We start from the raw sequence: 15,339 nt of genomic DNA, 5'->3' as shown, positions 1-15,339 counted from the left end.
ACGGCTGGCTTCATGCCGCACCCAAAAACCGGACAGATTACGTGCTACAGACCCGGACAATTCATTTGCTCGCGACAGCTCAACGATTCGAGGTTGACAAAGGAGAATGATCGTTCTACCGTAAACGCATGGATACGAAATCTGACCTTTCTCCCGCCGCTGGCGCGCGCGAGCGCCTGCTCGACGCGGCCGAAACGCTGATCTATGCGGGCGGCATTCACGCGACGGGCGTCGATGCGATCGTCAAGCTGTCGGGCGCCGCGCGCAAGAGCTTTTATACGCACTTCGAATCGAAGGAGGCGCTCGTCGCCGCCGCGCTCGAAAGGCGCGACGAACGCTGGATGACATGGTTCGTCGACGCAACGGAACAGCGCGGCAAGTCGCCGCGTGCGCGACTCGTCGGCATGTTCGACGTGCTGCGCGAATGGTTCGAGCAGACGGACTTCCACGGCTGCGCGTTCCTGAACGCGGCGGGTGAGATCGAACATCCGGACGATCCGATTCGCGTCGTCGCGCGCGAGCACAAGGAACGTCTGCTTGCATTCGTGCGCGAGCAGCTCGACGCATACGCGGCCGAAACCGGCGCGGACCGGCGGCACGTCGCAAGGCTCGCGCGTCAGTGGCTCGTGCTGATCGATGGCGCGATCGGCGTCGCGCTCGTGAGCGGCGACGCGACGGCTGCCCGCGACGCGCGCGCGGCGGCGGAGCTGCTGATCGACGCGACGTTGCCGAACCGGTCCGGCTGACGCCTCGCCCCGCTTTCATTCGATCGAATCGCAGCACCTCGACCTGCCCGCCGTCCACCGGCGAGCCGGGCAGGCCATTTCACGTCCTCAATCTGGAGAACACGATGTCCGATTCAACTGAAATCCGCCCGCCTGTCCCGCCGTTCACGCGCGAAACCGCCATACAGAAAGTTCGTGCTGCCGAAGATGGCTGGAACACGCGCGACCCCGAGCGCGTGTCGCTCGCCTATACGTCGCAGAGCAAATGGCGCAACCGCGCGGAGTTCGCCACGGGCCGTGCGGAGATCGTCGGACTGCTGCGTCGCAAATGGACGCGTGAGCTCGACTATCGGCTGATCAAGGAATTGTGGGCGTTCACCGATAGCCGGATCGCGGTGCGCTTCGCGTACGAATGGCACGACGACGCGGGCAACTGGTTCCGCTCGTACGGCAACGAGAACTGGGAGTTCGACGAGAACGGCCTGATGGCGCATCGGCATGCATGCATCAACGACATGCCGATCCGCGAAGCGGACCGCCTGTTCCACTGGCCGCTCGGCCGCCGGCCCGACGATCATCCGAGCCTGTCGGATCTCGGGCTTTGATCGACGGCGGGCGGTGTGCGGCATCGCGCTGCGCGAAGCAGCGATGTGCGGTATGCGATGCGATGTGGCATGAAAGGCCACGAAGCTTTGCTTCGCCGCGCCGCCTGATTTCGAATGCCGAGTGCTGAGCGCCGCATGTCCGGCGCTTGGCGGGGTATCGAACGGCCCGCCGTCCGCATCACTCTCGCTGCGGCACCTCGCGTTCGAGACGACCGAGTCGCACGACGGTCACGCCGGGACGCAACTGACGCAGCGACGGCATCACGAGCACGCAGTCCGGATACGGCGTCGTGACGGGCGCACCGTCCGACCAGCCGATCACCTCACCCGCTTCCGCGAAATGCTCGAGGCCAGTGTACGAACCGGCGAAACGGAAGTCGTAGCTCGCCGCGACGACGGGCTCCGTCACCTGGACGATCCGCATCGTTTTCGCGAGCGGCAGGAACCAGTCGACGGGCAGATCCCGCTCGTCGACGATGCCCGATGCGACCAGGAAGCGTGCGGTGCTGTCGCGCGCGACCGCCACCGCGTGCGTTTCCCAATGCTGACCGCATTCGATGAGGAGCGCGTTCTTCGCGCTTGCCAGATCGCCGAAGCCGCCGTAATCGCGCATGCGCTTGCCTTCCGGATGGCCTTCGTCGCGAATCACGGTCGACGGCGCGCCGATCTGCAGCGCGAGCGCCGTGCCTTTGTCGAGCGGCCCCGCGACGATCAGCGGCGCGCTGCGCTCATGCATCGAGTGCAGGTCGAGCAGCCAGTCGGCTTCGTCGACGAACGGCCGCAGCGCGCGCGCACGATCGAGCTCGACCGAGCGCTTCGACGAATCGTCGAGCACGGCCGGCATCCACACGCGATTGAAATCCTGATCGACGAAGCGCGCGGCGTCGGGCTCGGCCGGATCGAAGCGCTCGTACGCGGCGACGTTCGCGAACGACAGCGTCAGCACGCCGCGGCGCGGACGCAGTCCCATCTTCAGCAACGCGTCGACGACGATCGCGCCGCACACTTCGTTGCCGTGCGTGAGCGCGTTGATCATCACATGCGGGCCGGGCACGCCCGAATCGAAGCGATGAACATAGTCGACGCCGGCATTGCCGGCACGATGTGCATCGAGGTTCGGAAAGTCGACCTCGATCGAATAGTGAGGAAATTCGGGAGCCGATTCGGTCATGGTGAGCTTTTTCGGGAGTCGATGAATACGTCGCGGCGGCTCACGCGCGGAACGGGCGTGTGCGATCGCGAGCACGCCAGCCGACATGCCCGCGACATCGTTCGGTGAGCGATTTCATGCGATCGCACGCACGTTCGATCATGAGAGGTTTCAGTCGAGGCCGCCTTCGCATAGATATTTGATCGCGAGATAGTCGTCGAGCCCGTAGCGCGATCCTTCGCGGCCGTAGCCCGATTCCTTGACGCCGCCGAACGGCGCCGCCTCGCTCGCGAGCGCGCCTTCGTTGATGCCGACGACGCCTGCCTCGAGCCGCGACGACACGCGCGCGATCCGTCGCACGTTCTGCGTGTAGAAGTATGCGGCGAGGCCGTACGGCGTGTCGTTCGCGGCGGCGATCGCTTCGTCTTCGGTCGAGAAGCGGAACAACGCAACTACCGGTCCGAACGTCTCTTCGCCGCAGAGCTGCATGTCAGGCGCGGCGTCGGCGAGCACGGTCGGCGCATAGAAATGCGGGCCGAGCTCGGCGAGGCGCCGGCCGCCCGTCAGCACGCGCGCACCGCGCGTGACGGCGTCGTCGACGTGGCGTGCGATCTTGTCGACCGCGCGCGCGTTGATCATCGGGCCGATCTGCGCGGTGGAGTCGGTCGCGGGCGCGACGCGCAGCGCGTTCACGCGTGCGGCGACGCGCGCCGCGAGCGCGTCGTATGCGCCGTCCTGCACGTAGACGCGATTCGGGCACACGCAGGTTTGTCCGCCGTTGCGGAACTTCGCCGCCATCAAGCCGTCGGCGGCCGCGTCGAGATCGGCGTCGTCAAACACGATGAACGGCGCGTTGCCGCCCAGTTCGAGCGACAGTTTTTTCAGCGTCGCAGCCGATTCGCGCGCGAGGAACTTGCCGACGGGCGTCGAGCCGGTAAACGTGATCTTGCGCACGCGCGCGTCGGCGAGCCAGTCGCCGACCGCTTCGACGCCGCGCTCGCGCGACGCCGAGATCATGTTCAGCACGCCGGGCGGCACGCCCGCTTCCATCGCGAGGAACGCGAGCGCGAGCGCGGTGAGCGGCGTGTCTTCGGCCGGCTTCGCGACGACCGTGCAGCCCGCCGCGAGCGCGGGTGCGATCTTGCGCGCGATCATCGCGAGCGGGAAGTTCCACGGCGTGATCGCCGCGACGATGCCGATCGGTTCCTTCACCGCGCTCATCCGCTTGCCGCGCTGCTGCTGCGGAATGACGTCGCCGTACGCGCGCGTCGCTTCCTCGGCGAACCACTGCACGTACGACGCGCCGTACGCGACTTCGCCGCGCGCCTCGGCGAGCGGCTTGCCCTGCTCGCGCGACATCAGGCGCGCGAGGTCTTCGGTATGCCAGACGATCGCCGCGTGCCACGCGCGCAGGATCGCGGCGCGCTCGCGCGCGGTCGTCGCGCGCCATGCGGGCAGCGCGCGCGCGGCGGCATCGGTGGCGGCGCGCGCGTCGTCGGCGCCGCTGTCGGCGGCTTCGGCGATCACGTCGAGCGCGGCCGGATCGGAGACGGCATAGCGGTTGCCTGACGCGGCGGGACGCCATTCGCCGTCGATCAGGTTGCCGGTGCGGATGAGTGTGGTGCGGGACAGCGTGAGCGACATGGTGCGAATCCTGACGAAGCGATGCGGTTGAGACGATGCGCGGCGATCAGCCGAGCAGATGCGCGACGATCGCGTCGCCGACTTCGCTCGTCGACGCCCGACCGCCCAGATCGCCCGTGCGCGGGCCGTGCTTCAGCACGTGCTCGATCGCGGCGACGATCGCGTCGTGCGCTTCGCGGGCGCGGCCGACGCCTTCGCCGAGGAAATCGACCATCATCGCGGCCGACCAGATCATCGCGATCGGATTCGCGACATGCTTGCCCGCGATGTCCGGCGCGGAGCCGTGCACCGGTTCGAACAGCGACGGAAACTTGCGCTCGGGGTTCAGGTTCGCCGACGGCGCGATGCCGATCGTGCCCGTGCATGCGGGGCCGAGGTCGGACAGGATGTCGCCGAACAGATTCGACGCGACGACGACGTCGAAGCGGTCCGGCTGCATCACGAAGCGCGCGCACAGGATGTCGATGTGCTGCTTGTCCCACGCGACGTCCGGATAGTGCGCGGCCATCTCCGCCGCGCGTGCGTCCCACCACGGCATGCTGATCGCGATGCCGTTGCTCTTCGTCGCGACGGTCAGCTGCTTCGCGCGGCGCTGCGCGAGCTCGAACGCGAACTTCATCACGCGCTCGGTGCCGAGCCGCGTGAACACCGCCTGCTGGACGACGAATTCGCGGTCGGTGCCTTCGAACATCGCGCCGCCGACGGCCGAATACTCGCCTTCGGTGTTCTCGCGGACGATCATGAAATCGATGTCGCCCGCCTTGCGGCCGGCGAGCGGACACGGCACGCCGTCGAACAGGCGCGCGGGACGAAGGTTGATGTATTGGTCGAATTCGCGGCGGAACTTGAGCAGCGAGCCCCACAGCGACACGTGATCCGGCACCGTCTCGGGCCAGCCGACCGCGCCGAACAGCAGCGCGTCCATGCCGGAAAGTTGCGTTTTCCAGTCGTCGGGCATCATCTGGCCGTGCTTCGCGTAGTAGTCGCAGCTCGCCCACTCGATCGGCTCGTATTCGAAGCGCAGGCCGAAGCGGCGGCTCACCGCGTCGAGCGCGCGCAGCCCCTCGGGCATCACTTCCACGCCGATCCCGTCGCCGGGGATGACGGCGATCTTGTATACCTTGTCACTCATGCTGGATTCCTCGTCGTGTCGAGCCGTCCGCATCGGCCGAACCCGGCGCGAGCGGCATCAGGAGCGCGGTCGTCGGGACACGCGCCATCGTCGATTCACGCATTTTATTTATTTCTGGAAGGATTAAAATCGACCATTCGGTTAATCGACTTTCCACGAATCGTGAACAATGTGCCGAACCTCGACGACCTGCGCGTCTTCAGCGTCGTCGTGCGGCTCGCGAGCTTCAGCGCGGCCGCCGAGCAGCTCGCGGTGTCGCCCGCGTACGTCAGCAAGCGCGTCGCGCTACTCGAAAAGCGGCTCGGCACGCGGCTGCTGCACCGCTCGACGCGCCGCGTCGCGGTGACGGAAGCCGGCGAGCGCGTCTATGCGTGGGCCGAGAAGATCCTCGACGACGTCGACCATCTCGTCGAAGACGTGTCGACGACCCGCAACGTTCCGCGCGGCACGCTGCGGATCTCGAGCAGCTTCGGCTTCGGCCGGCACGTGCTCGCTCCCGCGCTGCTCGACTTCAACGAACGCTATCCGCAGCTCAATGTGCGGCTCGATCTGTTCGACCGGCTCGTCGACGTCGCGGGCGAAGGCTTCGATCTCGACATCCGGATCGGCGACGAGATCGCCGATCACCTGATCGCGAAGCGGCTCGCGACGAACTACCGGGTGCTGTGCGCGTCGCCCACGTACCTCGCGCGATACGGCACGCCGCGCCAGCTCGCGGATCTCGCCGCGCATCAGTGCCTCGCGATCAAGGAGCGCGATCATCCGTTCGGCGTATGGCGGCTCACGGTGCGCGGCGAGACGTCGTCGGTGAAGGTCGGCGGCGCGCTGTCGACGAATCACGGCGAGGTCGCCGTGCAATGGGCGCTGGCCGGACGCGGGATCGTGCTGCGCTCGATCTGGGAAGCCGGGCCGCTGCTCGCGAGCGGCGAGCTCAAGCGCGTGCTGCCCGATGCGATCCAGCCGGCGAACGTATGGGCCGTCTATCCGGCGCGGCTCGCGGCTTCGGCGAAGGTGCGCGTGTGCGTCGATTTTCTCGCGGACGCGTTTGCGCATCTGAACGAGCGCGCGAACAGCGGATAATCGTCCGGCGAACGTCGGAAATCAGGCGTCCGGCGTTGAATGGCACGCGGCAAAATCCGGGCGTTGGGCAACGGGTAACGATCGGCAGTCGGCGTTCGGCCTGTGATTGCGAACGCATCCGCCGCTAACGGGCCATCCAGCCGGCGCCGGACATCGACTCGCGAATCGATGCGCGATGCGCTACGCCCGACGCATGACGCATGACGTACGGTTCGCCGTCGTCGCGCGACACGACATAGAAGGAGGAACCCGCAATGAACACGCTGTCGAAGCGCGTACTCGGCGCGCAGGCGCGCTTCGTCGCGGTGCTCGCCGTGCTGATCTTCGCGTCGGCGGGCTCGATGCGCTACTGGCAGGGCTGGATCTACTGGCTCGTGTTCTCCGGGGCCACGACCTTGCTCGCCCTCTATTTCCTCAAGCACGATCCGGCGCTCGTCGAGAGCCGGATGCGCGTCGGCGTGCGCGCGGAGCGCGAGCTCAGCCAGAAGATCATCCTTGCCGTCGTGAGCGTCGCGAGCGTCGGGCTCGTCGTCGCGATGGGCGCCGAATGGCGCGTCGCGCGGATGCCCGTCGATTGGCGCGCGGTCGTGTTCGGCAACGCGCTCGTGATCGCGGGCTTCGCGATCTGCTTCGCGGTGCTGCGCGAGAACCGCTTCGCGTCGAGCATCGTCGAGGTCAGGCGCGGGCAGACGGTGATCTCGTCAGGCCCGTACCGTTTCGTCCGGCATCCGATGTACTCCGGCGCAATGGTGATATTTTTCGGGAGCCCGATCGCCGCGCAATCGACATGGGCCTGGCCGTTCGCCGCGGTGCTCGCGGCGGGCGTCGCCGCGCGGCTCATCGACGAGGAGCGCTACCTGAGCGTGCACCTCGACGGCTATCGCGCGTATTGCGAGCGCGTGCGCTGGCGGCTCGTGCCGCGCGTCTGGTGACACGGGCGAAGGCGGAACTTGCTTGCGCGCGGCTTGCAGGCGCATCGGTCCGCGCGCAGCGAACCGTACCTGTCGGCATCGCGCGTGCGCCTCTACAATCGTCGGCATTTTCGTCGAACGAGGTGGTCCGTGATGCTGAAAGTGCTCGGTAAGGCGCCGTCGATCAACGTCCGCAAGGTGTTGTGGACGTGCGCCGAATTGCAACTCGGATTCGAACGCGAAGACTGGGGTGCAGGCTTCCGGCCGACGCAGACGCCCGAATTCCTCGCGCTGAACCCGAACGGCCTCGTGCCGGTGCTCGTGGACGGCGATTTCGCGCTTTGGGAATCGAACGCGATCGTCCGTTATCTGGCGAACCAGTACGGCGGCGCGCACCTGTATCCGGCCGAGCCGCACGCACGGGCGCGCATCGATCAATGGCTCGACTGGCAGACGACCGCGCTGAACCGCGCATGGAGCTATGCGTTCCTCGCGCTCGTGCGCAACGAGCCGAGCCATCGCGATCGAGCGGAAATCCGCGCGTCGTGCGAGAGCTGGACGCGGCACATGGCGATCCTGAATGCGCAGCTCGAAGCGACGGGCGCGTTCGTCGCCGGTCCCGGCTACACGCTCGCCGACATCGCGATTGGCTTGTCGATCAACCGCTGGCTTCGCACGCCGTTCGACAAGCCGGATTTCCCGGCGGTGTCCGCGTACTTCGAGCGGCTCGCCACGCGACCGGGCTTCGCCGAGCATTGCGGCAACGGCTTGCCGTGAGCGCCGTGCCACGGCGCGCTCACCTTCCATCAACCGATTGCACAGGCCTGGACGATGAACGCGATGAACGCGAATATCGATCGAGCGGCTGACCGGACGACCTCGGCGCCCATCTATCAAGTCGATGCGTTCGTGAACCGGCGCTTCGCCGGCAATCCTGCGGCGCTCGATCGCTGCGGCGTGATCGTGACGGCCATGGACGGCGGTGATTAGGATTTCGTGAGCCGATATTTCGCGCCGGCGAAGGGCGTGCCGGAAGATCCGATGACGGGCAGCGCGCATTGCGCGCTCGCGCCTACTGGGCGGCGCGGCTCGGCAGGACCGCGTTTCGTGCGTATCAGGCGTCGCCGCGCGGCGGCGAGATGCGCTGCCGGTTGATCGGCGAGCGCGTCGAGCTCGAAGGATCGTGCGTGTTCTGTCTCGAAGGGCGCGTGACGTTCTGATGAACGGCGGCCGCTGCGGCCGTGGCCCGGCAGCCTGCGAGAACGGTCGTCGACGCGCGTCCGGCAGGTGCGCTCGCGGCCCGCGCCGACGCGTTTTTCGTCCAAAGGTGAGATTTTTCGGGAGCGGCTGCAGGCGCGTCCGAAGCGGGCTGTCCGTTTGCCGATCTCCGGCGAAATCGGGCTTTCCGGCACATCAATGCCGATCGGCGAACAGCGCTTCGAGCGGATAATGCCGCTTCACGAACGGCGACTTGATGATCACGTAGCTGAAGTACTTCTCGATGCCGACGTTGCGTTCGAGCAGCCCTTCGATGATCGTCTGATAGTGGCTCACGCTGCGCGTGACGAACTTCAGCAGATAGTCGTAGCCGCCGCTCGCGAGGTGGCATTCGACGATCTCGTCGACGTTGCGGATCGCCGCGACGAAGCGGTCGAAGTCCTCGCGGCGGTGATCGGCGAGCGTGACTTCGGTGAACACGATCTGCACGTCGCCGAGCTTCTCGAGCTGAATGTCCGCGCCGTAACCTGCGATATACCCCGCCTTTTCCAGACGTTTCACCCGTATCAGGCACGGGCTCGGCGACAGGCCGACCGCATCCGCCAACTCGACGTTGGTGATGCGGCCGCGCTTTTGCAACTGCGCGAGTATGCGCAGATCGATCTTGTCCAGCTTGCAATCGCCCATCATCACGGCGTCGGAGGAATGAAGAGTAAACGTCCGGTTACTTTACGGTCACAAAATTGCGTCCACAAGGCAGCGTTTTCCCAAGTGTCCCGAATATTCGGAACGCCTCGCGCGTCGCATCAAGCGGCCCACGCTTGCGCCGCTTCGAGCGCGCGCTGCACGTCGGCTTCGGCGAGCACCTCGTCGAGCGTCGTGCGCAGCCGCGAGAACAGCAGGTCGAAATCGCCGTCCGTATAGCTGAGCGCGGGCGCGAAGCCGAGGATGCCGTCGTTGAACGCACGGAACACGACGCGGTTGCGGTAGGCGGCGGCCGCGATCCGCTCGGACAGATTGAGCGACGGATCGAAGCGCGCCTTGCTCGTTTTGTCGGCGACGAGTTCGAGCGCGCCGAGCAGCCCGCGCGCGCGCGCGTCGCCGACGAGCGGATGCGCGCGCAGCGCGTCGAGCCCGCGCGCGAAGCGCGGCGCGTGCGCGATGCCGTTTTCGAGCAGTCCGCCTTCGTGATAGAGGCGCAGCACTTCGAGCGCGATCGCCGCACTCACCGGATGCGCGGAATACGTGTGGCCGTGGCCGATCGCGGCGTCGATGCTGCCGCCGTCGGCGATACCCCGATAGATCTCGTCGGATACCAGCACCGCGCCCATCGGCGCGTAGCCCGCGGTCAGGCCCTTCGCGACCGTCATCAGATCGGGCTCGACGCCCTCGGCTTCGCACGCGAAGAGCGGACCGGTGCGGCCGAAGCCGGTGATCACTTCGTCGGCGACGAACAGGATGCCGAGCCGCGTGCACGCGTCGCGCATCGCCTTGAGCCAGCCGGCGGGCGGCACGATCACGCCGCCCGAGCCTTGCACCGGCTCGCAGAAGAACGCGGCGACGCGATCGGCGCCCAGTTCCGCGACCTTCGCTTCAAGCGCCGCGACCGACGCGGCGATCAGCGCGGCGTCGTCGTCGCCGGCCCGATGGCGGTACGCGTACGGCGATTCGATGTGATGCTGGGTCGGCTGCGGAACGTCGAAGTGGCGATGGAACGTCGCGAGCGCGGTGAGCCCCGCGCCGACCGACGACGAACCGTGATAGCCGCGCTCGAGCGCGATCATGTGCTTCTTCTGCGGACGGCCTGTCGAGTTGAAGTAATGCGTGATGAAGCGCAGTGCCGAATCGACGGCGTCCGAGCCGCCGAGCGTGAAGTAGACGCGCGTGAGCGATTTTGGCGCGAGCGCGGTCAGCTTCTCGGCGAGCTCGATCGCGGGCGCGGAGCCGAAGTGGAAGTACGCGGTCGCGTACGGCAGGCGCGTCATCTGCTCGGTCGCGACCTTGATGATGCTGTCGCGGCTGTAGCCGACGTTCACGCACCAGAGGCCCGAGAACGCGTCGAGGAGTTCGTTGCCTTCGGTGTCGCGCAGGAACACGCCGTCGGCGGAATCGAGCACAGTGACGCCGCGCGCCTCGTGCGCGCGGTAACTGACGACGGGATGGATCAGATGCTGGCGATCGGCTTCGATCAACGATGGAATGGTCATGGCGGTGCAGGCCCTCGTTCGAACAAAACGGTGTGGATCCATGCTACCGATCGGGCCGTTCACGCGCACATCCAATTGCCGCGCGGAAACGTACGGATGCGGCGTTTATGCGGGGCGGGACGGCATTTTCTGCTGCGTTGGTTGAGGCGGCATGGGCGTGGCGCAACGTGCGTCGTGCGTGCATCGCACGACGGCGAGGGGGCTGGGTTGGTCGTATGCCGCGTCGCGGGGCGTGCGCGCGATTGCGCGAGCCGCGTGTATTTACGGCGCAGCGCGCGGCATGCGAATGCGTCGCGGGCAGTGAGGGAATCGCGCGTTGCGTCGCGCGCGGTGTGCAGGTTCGGTGCCGGTGCTCATGCCTATGCGCCGAGATCCACGCACCGGGTGCTGCGCAACCGACGAGACGCCCCGACGAGACGCCCCGACGAGACGCTCAGACAGACGCTCAGACGAGACGCTCAGACAGACGCTCAATAACCGCGTGCGCGATCGACGACGCCAACCATCGGCTCTCCCGCGCGATGCCGCGCGAGATTCGCGAGCACCGCCTCGACCGCGGTGTCGGGCCGTGTCGCGCTGGCGATGTGCGGCGTGATCCGGATGCGCGGATGCGTCCAGAACGGATGGCCGGCCGGCAGCGGTTCGGGATCCGTAACATCGACGATCGCGCTGTCGAGCTTGCCCGACGCGAGCGCCTCGAGGAGCGCCGCGTCGACGAGCTGCGGGCCGCGCCCGACCTGGATCAGCGACGCGCCATCGGGCAGCGCATCGAACACGGGCGTGTCGAGCAGCCCGTGCGTTTCGGGCGTGAGCGGCAGCAGGCAAATGAGGATGTCCGAGCGCGCGAGCAGCGCGGCGAGCTCCGCTTTGCCCGCGTAGCATTCGATGCCTTCCAGCGTGCGCGGCGTGCGGCTCCAGCCGGCGCAAGGAAAGCCGAAGCGGCGCAGCGTGTCGAGCACCGCCTGACCGAGCATCCCGAGGCCGAGCACGCCGATGCGCCGCGACGCGGCGGCGCGCACGGGCTTTGCTCGCCACATTTGCATGCGTTGCAGCGTTGCGTAGTCGAACAGGTCGCGATGAATCGTCAGCACGGCCTGCGTCACGTATTCGACCATTCCTTCGACGATCCCCGGCTCGATCATCCGCACGACCGGGATGTGCGCGGGCACGCACGACAGATCGAACTGATCGACGCCCGCGCCGACCGAGAACACGACTTCGAGATTCGGCATCAGCCGCAGCGGATCGTCGGGCGGTTGCCACGCGGCCAGATAACGGACGGCGGCCGGGTCGCCGATGTCCGGCCACAAACGGAACGGGACGTCGGGCGCCTTCTCAGCGAAAAGACGCGCCCATTGCGCGCCGCGCGCGGGATCGGCCTTGTAGACGAAAGTCATCGGATGACGCGTGCGGTTGCGGTCGCGCGGGATCAGCCGAGCGCCGGATTGACGATCGCGAACTGCCGCAGCGACGGATCGCGCTCGGGCGCTTCGCCGCGCACCATCGCGAGGCCCGAATCGACGCGCCGCAGCCCGAGCCCTTCGAGCCAGTCGGACAGGCCGCTGTCGCCCGGCACGTCGATCCGCACGAACATGCCGGCGTGCAGCGCGAGCCAGTGGTTGACCAGCGCCTGCGCACGCAGTGCGTCCGACGCGATCACCGGACCGATCACGTGGCCGCGACCGAAGCGGCGGAACAGCGCGAAGCCGAGCAGTTCGCCGTCGCGGTCGAGCGCGATGCCGCTCGCGGCATCGCGCAGCGCGTCGATCACGGCGCTGCGGTCGTAGCCGCACGCGCGCGACGCGAGTGCACCGAGGTGCGCCGTGTCGTTGACGCCGATCGGCCGCAAGCGCTCGCCGGGTGGCAGCGAAATCAGCGGCGGATGGCACGCGGCGCCCTGGTGCTGCTCGATGGTGCCGATCGGCTTGAAGCCGAACTTCGCGTAGAGCGGCTCGCCTGCGGGCGTCGCGTGCAGGAACATCGTGCGCTCGCCGAGATCGTCGATGACCCGCGCGAGCAGTTCGCGACCGATGCCGCGGCCTTGCTGGTCCGGTGCGACGATCACCATGCCGAGCGACGCGTGCGCATCGCCGTGGCGCCAGCCGAGCGCGGTGCCGATCACGCCGCTTTCGTCCGCGGCGACGAAGCCGCTGCCGAGCTTCGCGACGAAGCGCCAGTCGTCGACGCGATGCGGCCACTGGAAGCTGCTGGACAGGCGCTGAGCGGTGTCGACGTCGTCCTGGGTGAACGGGCGAAAGGTAAGCGTGCGGGAGGCGTTGGTTTCGGCCACGCTGGACTCCGGTTTGAAAGGCTGACGCCGCTACTGTGGCAGGCGCGCCACGGGGTGGATAGGACGATCCGCTTGTTTTCGGCGGCGCAGGCGATTTTCTTCCGCGAATTTCGCGGCGAGACGATTTTGACCCTGGTTATGCTCGTTGAGTTCGACGTTCGACGTTCGACGTTCGACGTTCGACGTTCGACGTTCGACGTTCGACGTTCGCTCCGGCCGATGGGCCGGCCGGCGTCACCCGGTTCGGCTTCTCCCGCCATGAAGGCGCTGCCGATTTGATTGGCGCGGCATGCGTATCGTCCGATCGCGATGTTCAAAGCCTCGGCCCGCGGGCGGCGACGCCGTTGCCTGAGCGTCGGCATATCCGGCGCAGCACGTCGTCATCGCCGATCATCGGGGGACAGTCGGCGCATCGCGTCGTTCGCGACTCGCGACGGCGCTTGCCGTTTCGCGCATCGCGCGACGATTCGTTCCACGCGTGCGTCGGCTCACCGCGTGCACCTCACAGGCGCTGTCGCTTCGCGAGCGTCAACACCCGTTCCCAGCGCAGCGCGTCGCGCTTGTCGTCCATCGGCAGCTTCCATTCGGCGCGCCGATCGTCGCGTACGGCGACGACCAGATACCAGCGGCCGTCGAACGCTTCCGCGCGGCAGCCGCTCAGATCGGTGAGCGTGTAGCGGCCGTCGGCGCCGTCCTGCGACAGCCACAGCAGCCCCTTCGTCGCCGATACGCGCAGATCGCCCCACGCGCGCCGAAGCACGTGGGTCCACCCGTCCTCGCGCGTGTTCGGCGCGACGTCGCGCCGCCGCCGGACCCAGTGCGCGACCGCCGCGCCGATCACGGCGATCGCGCCGACCGCCGCGCCGATCGCGATGGCGTCGCCGAAGCGCGCGGCGATCGCATGAAACGTATGGACAGCGCCCCAGATCAATGCGACGAGTGCGAATAGAACGACCAGAATCGGCATGGCGAAGGTGCGAATGCGGCGAAGAATTGCGGCAAGGGAATGCACGGCCGGCATGCGCCGGCCGCGAGCGAAGACGTTACCGGATCCGGTGAATGTCGTGCGTGACGAAGCCCGCGTCGTTGTCCGGCAGCGTGAGGCCGTGCTTCACGGCGAGCGTCTTGCGGATGTCCGCGAGGCCCGCCGACCAGTGGTCGCGCATCGTCGACGCGCCGAACTGATAGTCCTTGTAGTGCTGCTCGTATGCTTTCTGCTGATAGATGAGATGCTGGACGTTGTAGCGCTTGCTGCACGACAGCGTCTCGGCCTGCTGGCACCACGGATCGTTCTTGCGCAGGTCGTCTGGCACCTGGTCGAGCACGCGGCGCAGCACATTGCGAAAGCGCTGTTCACGTTGCAGCGTGTCGGTGATCAGGCGCGTGCGGCTCGAATATTGAACGTCCTTCGTGCGCTCGGTCACTTCGTTCATCGATTCCGGCAGCGGCCCTCGCGCGCTCCACAGGTCGACCTGGAACGCGAGCGTGTCGCGGCGCGGCGATGCGCGCAGCACTTCCATCAGCGGCGTGTTCGATACGATGCCGCCGTCCCAGTAGAACTCGCCGTCGATCTCGACGGGCGGGAATGCGGGTGGCAGCGCGCCCGACGCCATGAAATGCTCGGGACGCAGCGTCGCCTTCGTGTTGTCGAAGTAGATGAAGTTGCCCGTACCGACGTTTACCGCGCCGACCGACACGCGCGTCTCGCCCGAATTGATCCGGTCGAAGTCGCACAGCTTGAGGAGCGTCGAACGCAGCGCGGACGTGTCGTAATAGCTGACCTTCTCCGGCGGATGCGTCGCGCCCGGCAGCGGCGGCGGGAAGCGCGGCACGAAGAAGCCGCGCTGTCCTTGCACGACCGCGCTCGCCGCCTGGCTCGCGGTGAAGAACGTGCGCACGTAATCGTGGCTGTTGAAGAGCGCGGCTTCGAACACGGCCGGCAACGCGGGGAAGAACGCGGGCTGGCAGATCGTGTTCCAGAACTCGCGCAGCCGCTCGACGCGCCGCTCGGGCGGATTGCCGGCGATCAGCGCGGTGTTCAGCGCGCCGATCGAAATGCCGGCGATCCAGTTGAGCGGAACGCCTGCTTCGTGCAGCCCTTCGAATACGCCGGCCTGATACGCGCCGAGCGCGCCGCCGCCTTGCAGCACGAGCGCGATCGTTTCGTACGGCAGATCGTGGAACGGCGCATGAGCCTGTTCGAGCGCGTGCGGCACGCTTGCTTCGTTGTGCAGGTCCGCCGGATCGACGGCCTGCTTTTCGGTACGGGCGTGCGGCTTCATTGCATGAACCAGCCGTGACTGACGATGAACGACTGGCCGGTCAGCGCCGCGCTCGGGAACGCCGACAGGAACAGCACCGTCTTCGCGACATCCTC

General features: G+C 67.2%; 17 protein-coding genes and 1 pseudogene. 8 read left to right on the top strand and 10 right to left on the bottom strand.

All coding sequences use genetic code 11. From position 1 onward, the window contains the following. Positions 1 to 128 precede the first annotated feature (128 nt). Positions 129 to 746: a TetR/AcrR family transcriptional regulator gene (locus WS69_RS14255; RefSeq protein WP_059471403.1), complete on the top strand. Its 618-nt coding sequence runs from the start codon at positions 129 to 131 to the stop codon at positions 744 to 746. Between the two features lie 104 nt (positions 747 to 850). Next, the gene (locus tag WS69_RS14250) at positions 851 to 1,330 is read left to right on the top strand and encodes a nuclear transport factor 2 family protein (protein WP_059471402.1); all 480 of its coding nucleotides are present in this window, start codon (positions 851 to 853) and stop codon (positions 1,328 to 1,330) included. Positions 1,331 to 1,508: 178 nt separating this feature from the next. Here WS69_RS14250 and WS69_RS14245 read toward each other — a convergent pair whose 3' ends face one another. The 3 genes from WS69_RS14245 to WS69_RS14235 all read right to left on the bottom strand — a co-directional run bounded on the left by WS69_RS14245 (position 1,509) and on the right by WS69_RS14235 (position 5,256). After that, positions 1,509 to 2,501 (bottom strand): M14 family metallopeptidase, encoded by a 993-nt coding sequence (locus tag WS69_RS14245; RefSeq protein WP_059471401.1) that lies wholly within the window; start codon positions 2,499 to 2,501, stop codon positions 1,509 to 1,511. A gap of 150 nt (positions 2,502 to 2,651) precedes the next feature. Further along, positions 2,652 to 4,124 (bottom strand): NAD-dependent succinate-semialdehyde dehydrogenase, encoded by a 1,473-nt coding sequence (locus tag WS69_RS14240; protein WP_059471400.1) that lies wholly within the window; start codon positions 4,122 to 4,124, stop codon positions 2,652 to 2,654. A gap of 46 nt (positions 4,125 to 4,170) precedes the next feature. Further along, positions 4,171 to 5,256, bottom strand: coding sequence for a tartrate dehydrogenase (locus WS69_RS14235; protein WP_059471399.1), 1,086 nt, complete (start codon positions 5,254 to 5,256; stop codon positions 4,171 to 4,173). 162 nt (positions 5,257 to 5,418) lie between these two features. Between WS69_RS14235 and WS69_RS14230 the strand changes: the two genes are divergently transcribed. From WS69_RS14230 to WS69_RS34775, 5 genes are all read left to right on the top strand, one after another. After that, positions 5,419 to 6,336, top strand: coding sequence for a LysR substrate-binding domain-containing protein (locus WS69_RS14230; RefSeq protein WP_059471398.1), 918 nt, complete (start codon positions 5,419 to 5,421; stop codon positions 6,334 to 6,336). Between the two features lie 254 nt (positions 6,337 to 6,590). After that, a complete protein-coding gene (locus WS69_RS14225) occupies positions 6,591 to 7,268 on the top strand; it encodes a methyltransferase family protein (RefSeq protein ID WP_059471397.1) in 678 nt (225 codons plus the stop codon). 132 nt (positions 7,269 to 7,400) lie between these two features. Then, on the top strand, positions 7,401 to 8,024 hold the full coding sequence (locus WS69_RS14220) for a glutathione S-transferase family protein (protein WP_059471396.1): 624 nt from the start codon (positions 7,401 to 7,403) through the stop codon (positions 8,022 to 8,024). Between the two features lie 54 nt (positions 8,025 to 8,078). After that, entirely contained in the window at positions 8,079 to 8,237 is a 159-nt protein-coding gene (locus WS69_RS34150; protein ID WP_197419259.1) for a hypothetical protein, read from the top strand. Between the two features lie 68 nt (positions 8,238 to 8,305). Next, complete coding sequence (locus WS69_RS34775; RefSeq protein WP_226382991.1) at positions 8,306 to 8,467, top strand: hypothetical protein; 162 nt, start codon at positions 8,306 to 8,308, stop codon at positions 8,465 to 8,467. A gap of 193 nt (positions 8,468 to 8,660) precedes the next feature. On the opposite strand, the gene WS69_RS14215 is transcribed toward WS69_RS34775, so the two are convergent. The 4 genes from WS69_RS14215 to WS69_RS14200 form a co-directional block, all read right to left on the bottom strand. Next, complete coding sequence (locus tag WS69_RS14215; RefSeq protein ID WP_442854905.1) at positions 8,661 to 9,155, bottom strand: Lrp/AsnC family transcriptional regulator; 495 nt, start codon at positions 9,153 to 9,155, stop codon at positions 8,661 to 8,663. Positions 9,156 to 9,271: 116 nt separating this feature from the next. Then, a complete protein-coding gene (locus tag WS69_RS14210) occupies positions 9,272 to 10,672 on the bottom strand; it encodes an aminotransferase class III-fold pyridoxal phosphate-dependent enzyme (RefSeq protein WP_059471395.1) in 1,401 nt (466 codons plus the stop codon). A 470-nt stretch (positions 10,673 to 11,142) separates the two neighbouring features. After that, complete coding sequence (locus WS69_RS14205; RefSeq protein WP_059471394.1) at positions 11,143 to 12,069, bottom strand: 2-hydroxyacid dehydrogenase; 927 nt, start codon at positions 12,067 to 12,069, stop codon at positions 11,143 to 11,145. Positions 12,070 to 12,101: 32 nt separating this feature from the next. After that, positions 12,102 to 12,962 (bottom strand): GNAT family N-acetyltransferase, encoded by an 861-nt coding sequence (locus WS69_RS14200; RefSeq protein ID WP_059471393.1) that lies wholly within the window; start codon positions 12,960 to 12,962, stop codon positions 12,102 to 12,104. 54 nt (positions 12,963 to 13,016) lie between these two features. On the opposite strand from WS69_RS14200, the gene WS69_RS33345 reads away from it, so the two are divergent. Next, entirely contained in the window at positions 13,017 to 13,241 is a 225-nt protein-coding gene (locus WS69_RS33345) for a hypothetical protein (RefSeq protein WP_156438140.1), read from the top strand. 223 nt (positions 13,242 to 13,464) lie between these two features. On the opposite strand, the gene WS69_RS14195 is transcribed toward WS69_RS33345, so the two are convergent. The 3 genes and pseudogenes from WS69_RS14195 to WS69_RS33340 form a co-directional block, all read right to left on the bottom strand. Further along, positions 13,465 to 13,929 carry a hypothetical protein gene (locus WS69_RS14195; RefSeq protein WP_059471392.1) on the bottom strand — a complete coding sequence of 155 codons (465 nt, stop codon included), beginning with the start codon at positions 13,927 to 13,929 and terminating at the stop codon, positions 13,465 to 13,467. A 76-nt stretch (positions 13,930 to 14,005) separates the two neighbouring features. Further along, on the bottom strand, positions 14,006 to 15,244 hold the full coding sequence (locus tag WS69_RS14190) for a patatin-like phospholipase family protein (RefSeq protein WP_059471391.1): 1,239 nt from the start codon (positions 15,242 to 15,244) through the stop codon (positions 14,006 to 14,008). Beyond that, positions 15,241 to 15,339 (bottom strand): annotated as a pseudogene (locus tag WS69_RS33340) (3-hydroxybutyrate dehydrogenase); the annotation flags it as partial. The pseudogene WS69_RS33340 and the gene WS69_RS14190, both read right to left, overlap by 4 nt.

The sequence above is a fragment of the Burkholderia sp. BDU5 genome (genome assembly GCF_001522845.1).
Taxonomy (GTDB): domain Bacteria; phylum Pseudomonadota; class Gammaproteobacteria; order Burkholderiales; family Burkholderiaceae; genus Burkholderia; species Burkholderia mayonis.
Note: the sequence above shows the minus strand (reverse complement) of the source record. Positions and strands in the feature narration are given on the sequence as shown.

What these genes read in the sequence shown, in the direction of transcription:
- WS69_RS14255 (WP_059471403.1), top strand. Translation starts at nt 129, where the DNA reads ATGGATACGAAATCTGACCTTTCTCCCGCCGCTGGCGCGCGCGAGCGC.
- WS69_RS14250 (WP_059471402.1), top strand. Translation starts at nt 851, where the DNA reads ATGTCCGATTCAACTGAAATCCGCCCGCCTGTCCCGCCGTTCACGCGC.
- WS69_RS14245 (WP_059471401.1), bottom strand. Translation starts at nt 2,501, where the DNA reads ATGACCGAATCGGCTCCCGAATTTCCTCACTATTCGATCGAGGTCGAC.
- WS69_RS14240 (WP_059471400.1), bottom strand. Translation starts at nt 4,124, where the DNA reads ATGTCGCTCACGCTGTCCCGCACCACACTCATCCGCACCGGCAACCTG.
- WS69_RS14235 (WP_059471399.1), bottom strand. Translation starts at nt 5,256, where the DNA reads ATGAGTGACAAGGTATACAAGATCGCCGTCATCCCCGGCGACGGGATC.
- WS69_RS14225 (WP_059471397.1), top strand. Translation starts at nt 6,591, where the DNA reads ATGAACACGCTGTCGAAGCGCGTACTCGGCGCGCAGGCGCGCTTCGTC.
- WS69_RS14220 (WP_059471396.1), top strand. Translation starts at nt 7,401, where the DNA reads ATGCTGAAAGTGCTCGGTAAGGCGCCGTCGATCAACGTCCGCAAGGTG.
- WS69_RS34150 (WP_197419259.1), top strand. Translation starts at nt 8,079, where the DNA reads ATGAACGCGATGAACGCGAATATCGATCGAGCGGCTGACCGGACGACC.
- WS69_RS14215 (WP_442854905.1), bottom strand. Translation starts at nt 9,155, where the DNA reads ATGATGGGCGATTGCAAGCTGGACAAGATCGATCTGCGCATACTCGCG.
- WS69_RS14210 (WP_059471395.1), bottom strand. Translation starts at nt 10,672, where the DNA reads ATGACCATTCCATCGTTGATCGAAGCCGATCGCCAGCATCTGATCCAT.
- WS69_RS14205 (WP_059471394.1), bottom strand. Translation starts at nt 12,069, where the DNA reads ATGACTTTCGTCTACAAGGCCGATCCCGCGCGCGGCGCGCAATGGGCG.
- WS69_RS14195 (WP_059471392.1), bottom strand. Translation starts at nt 13,929, where the DNA reads ATGCCGATTCTGGTCGTTCTATTCGCACTCGTCGCATTGATCTGGGGC.
- WS69_RS14190 (WP_059471391.1), bottom strand. Translation starts at nt 15,244, where the DNA reads ATGAAGCCGCACGCCCGTACCGAAAAGCAGGCCGTCGATCCGGCGGAC.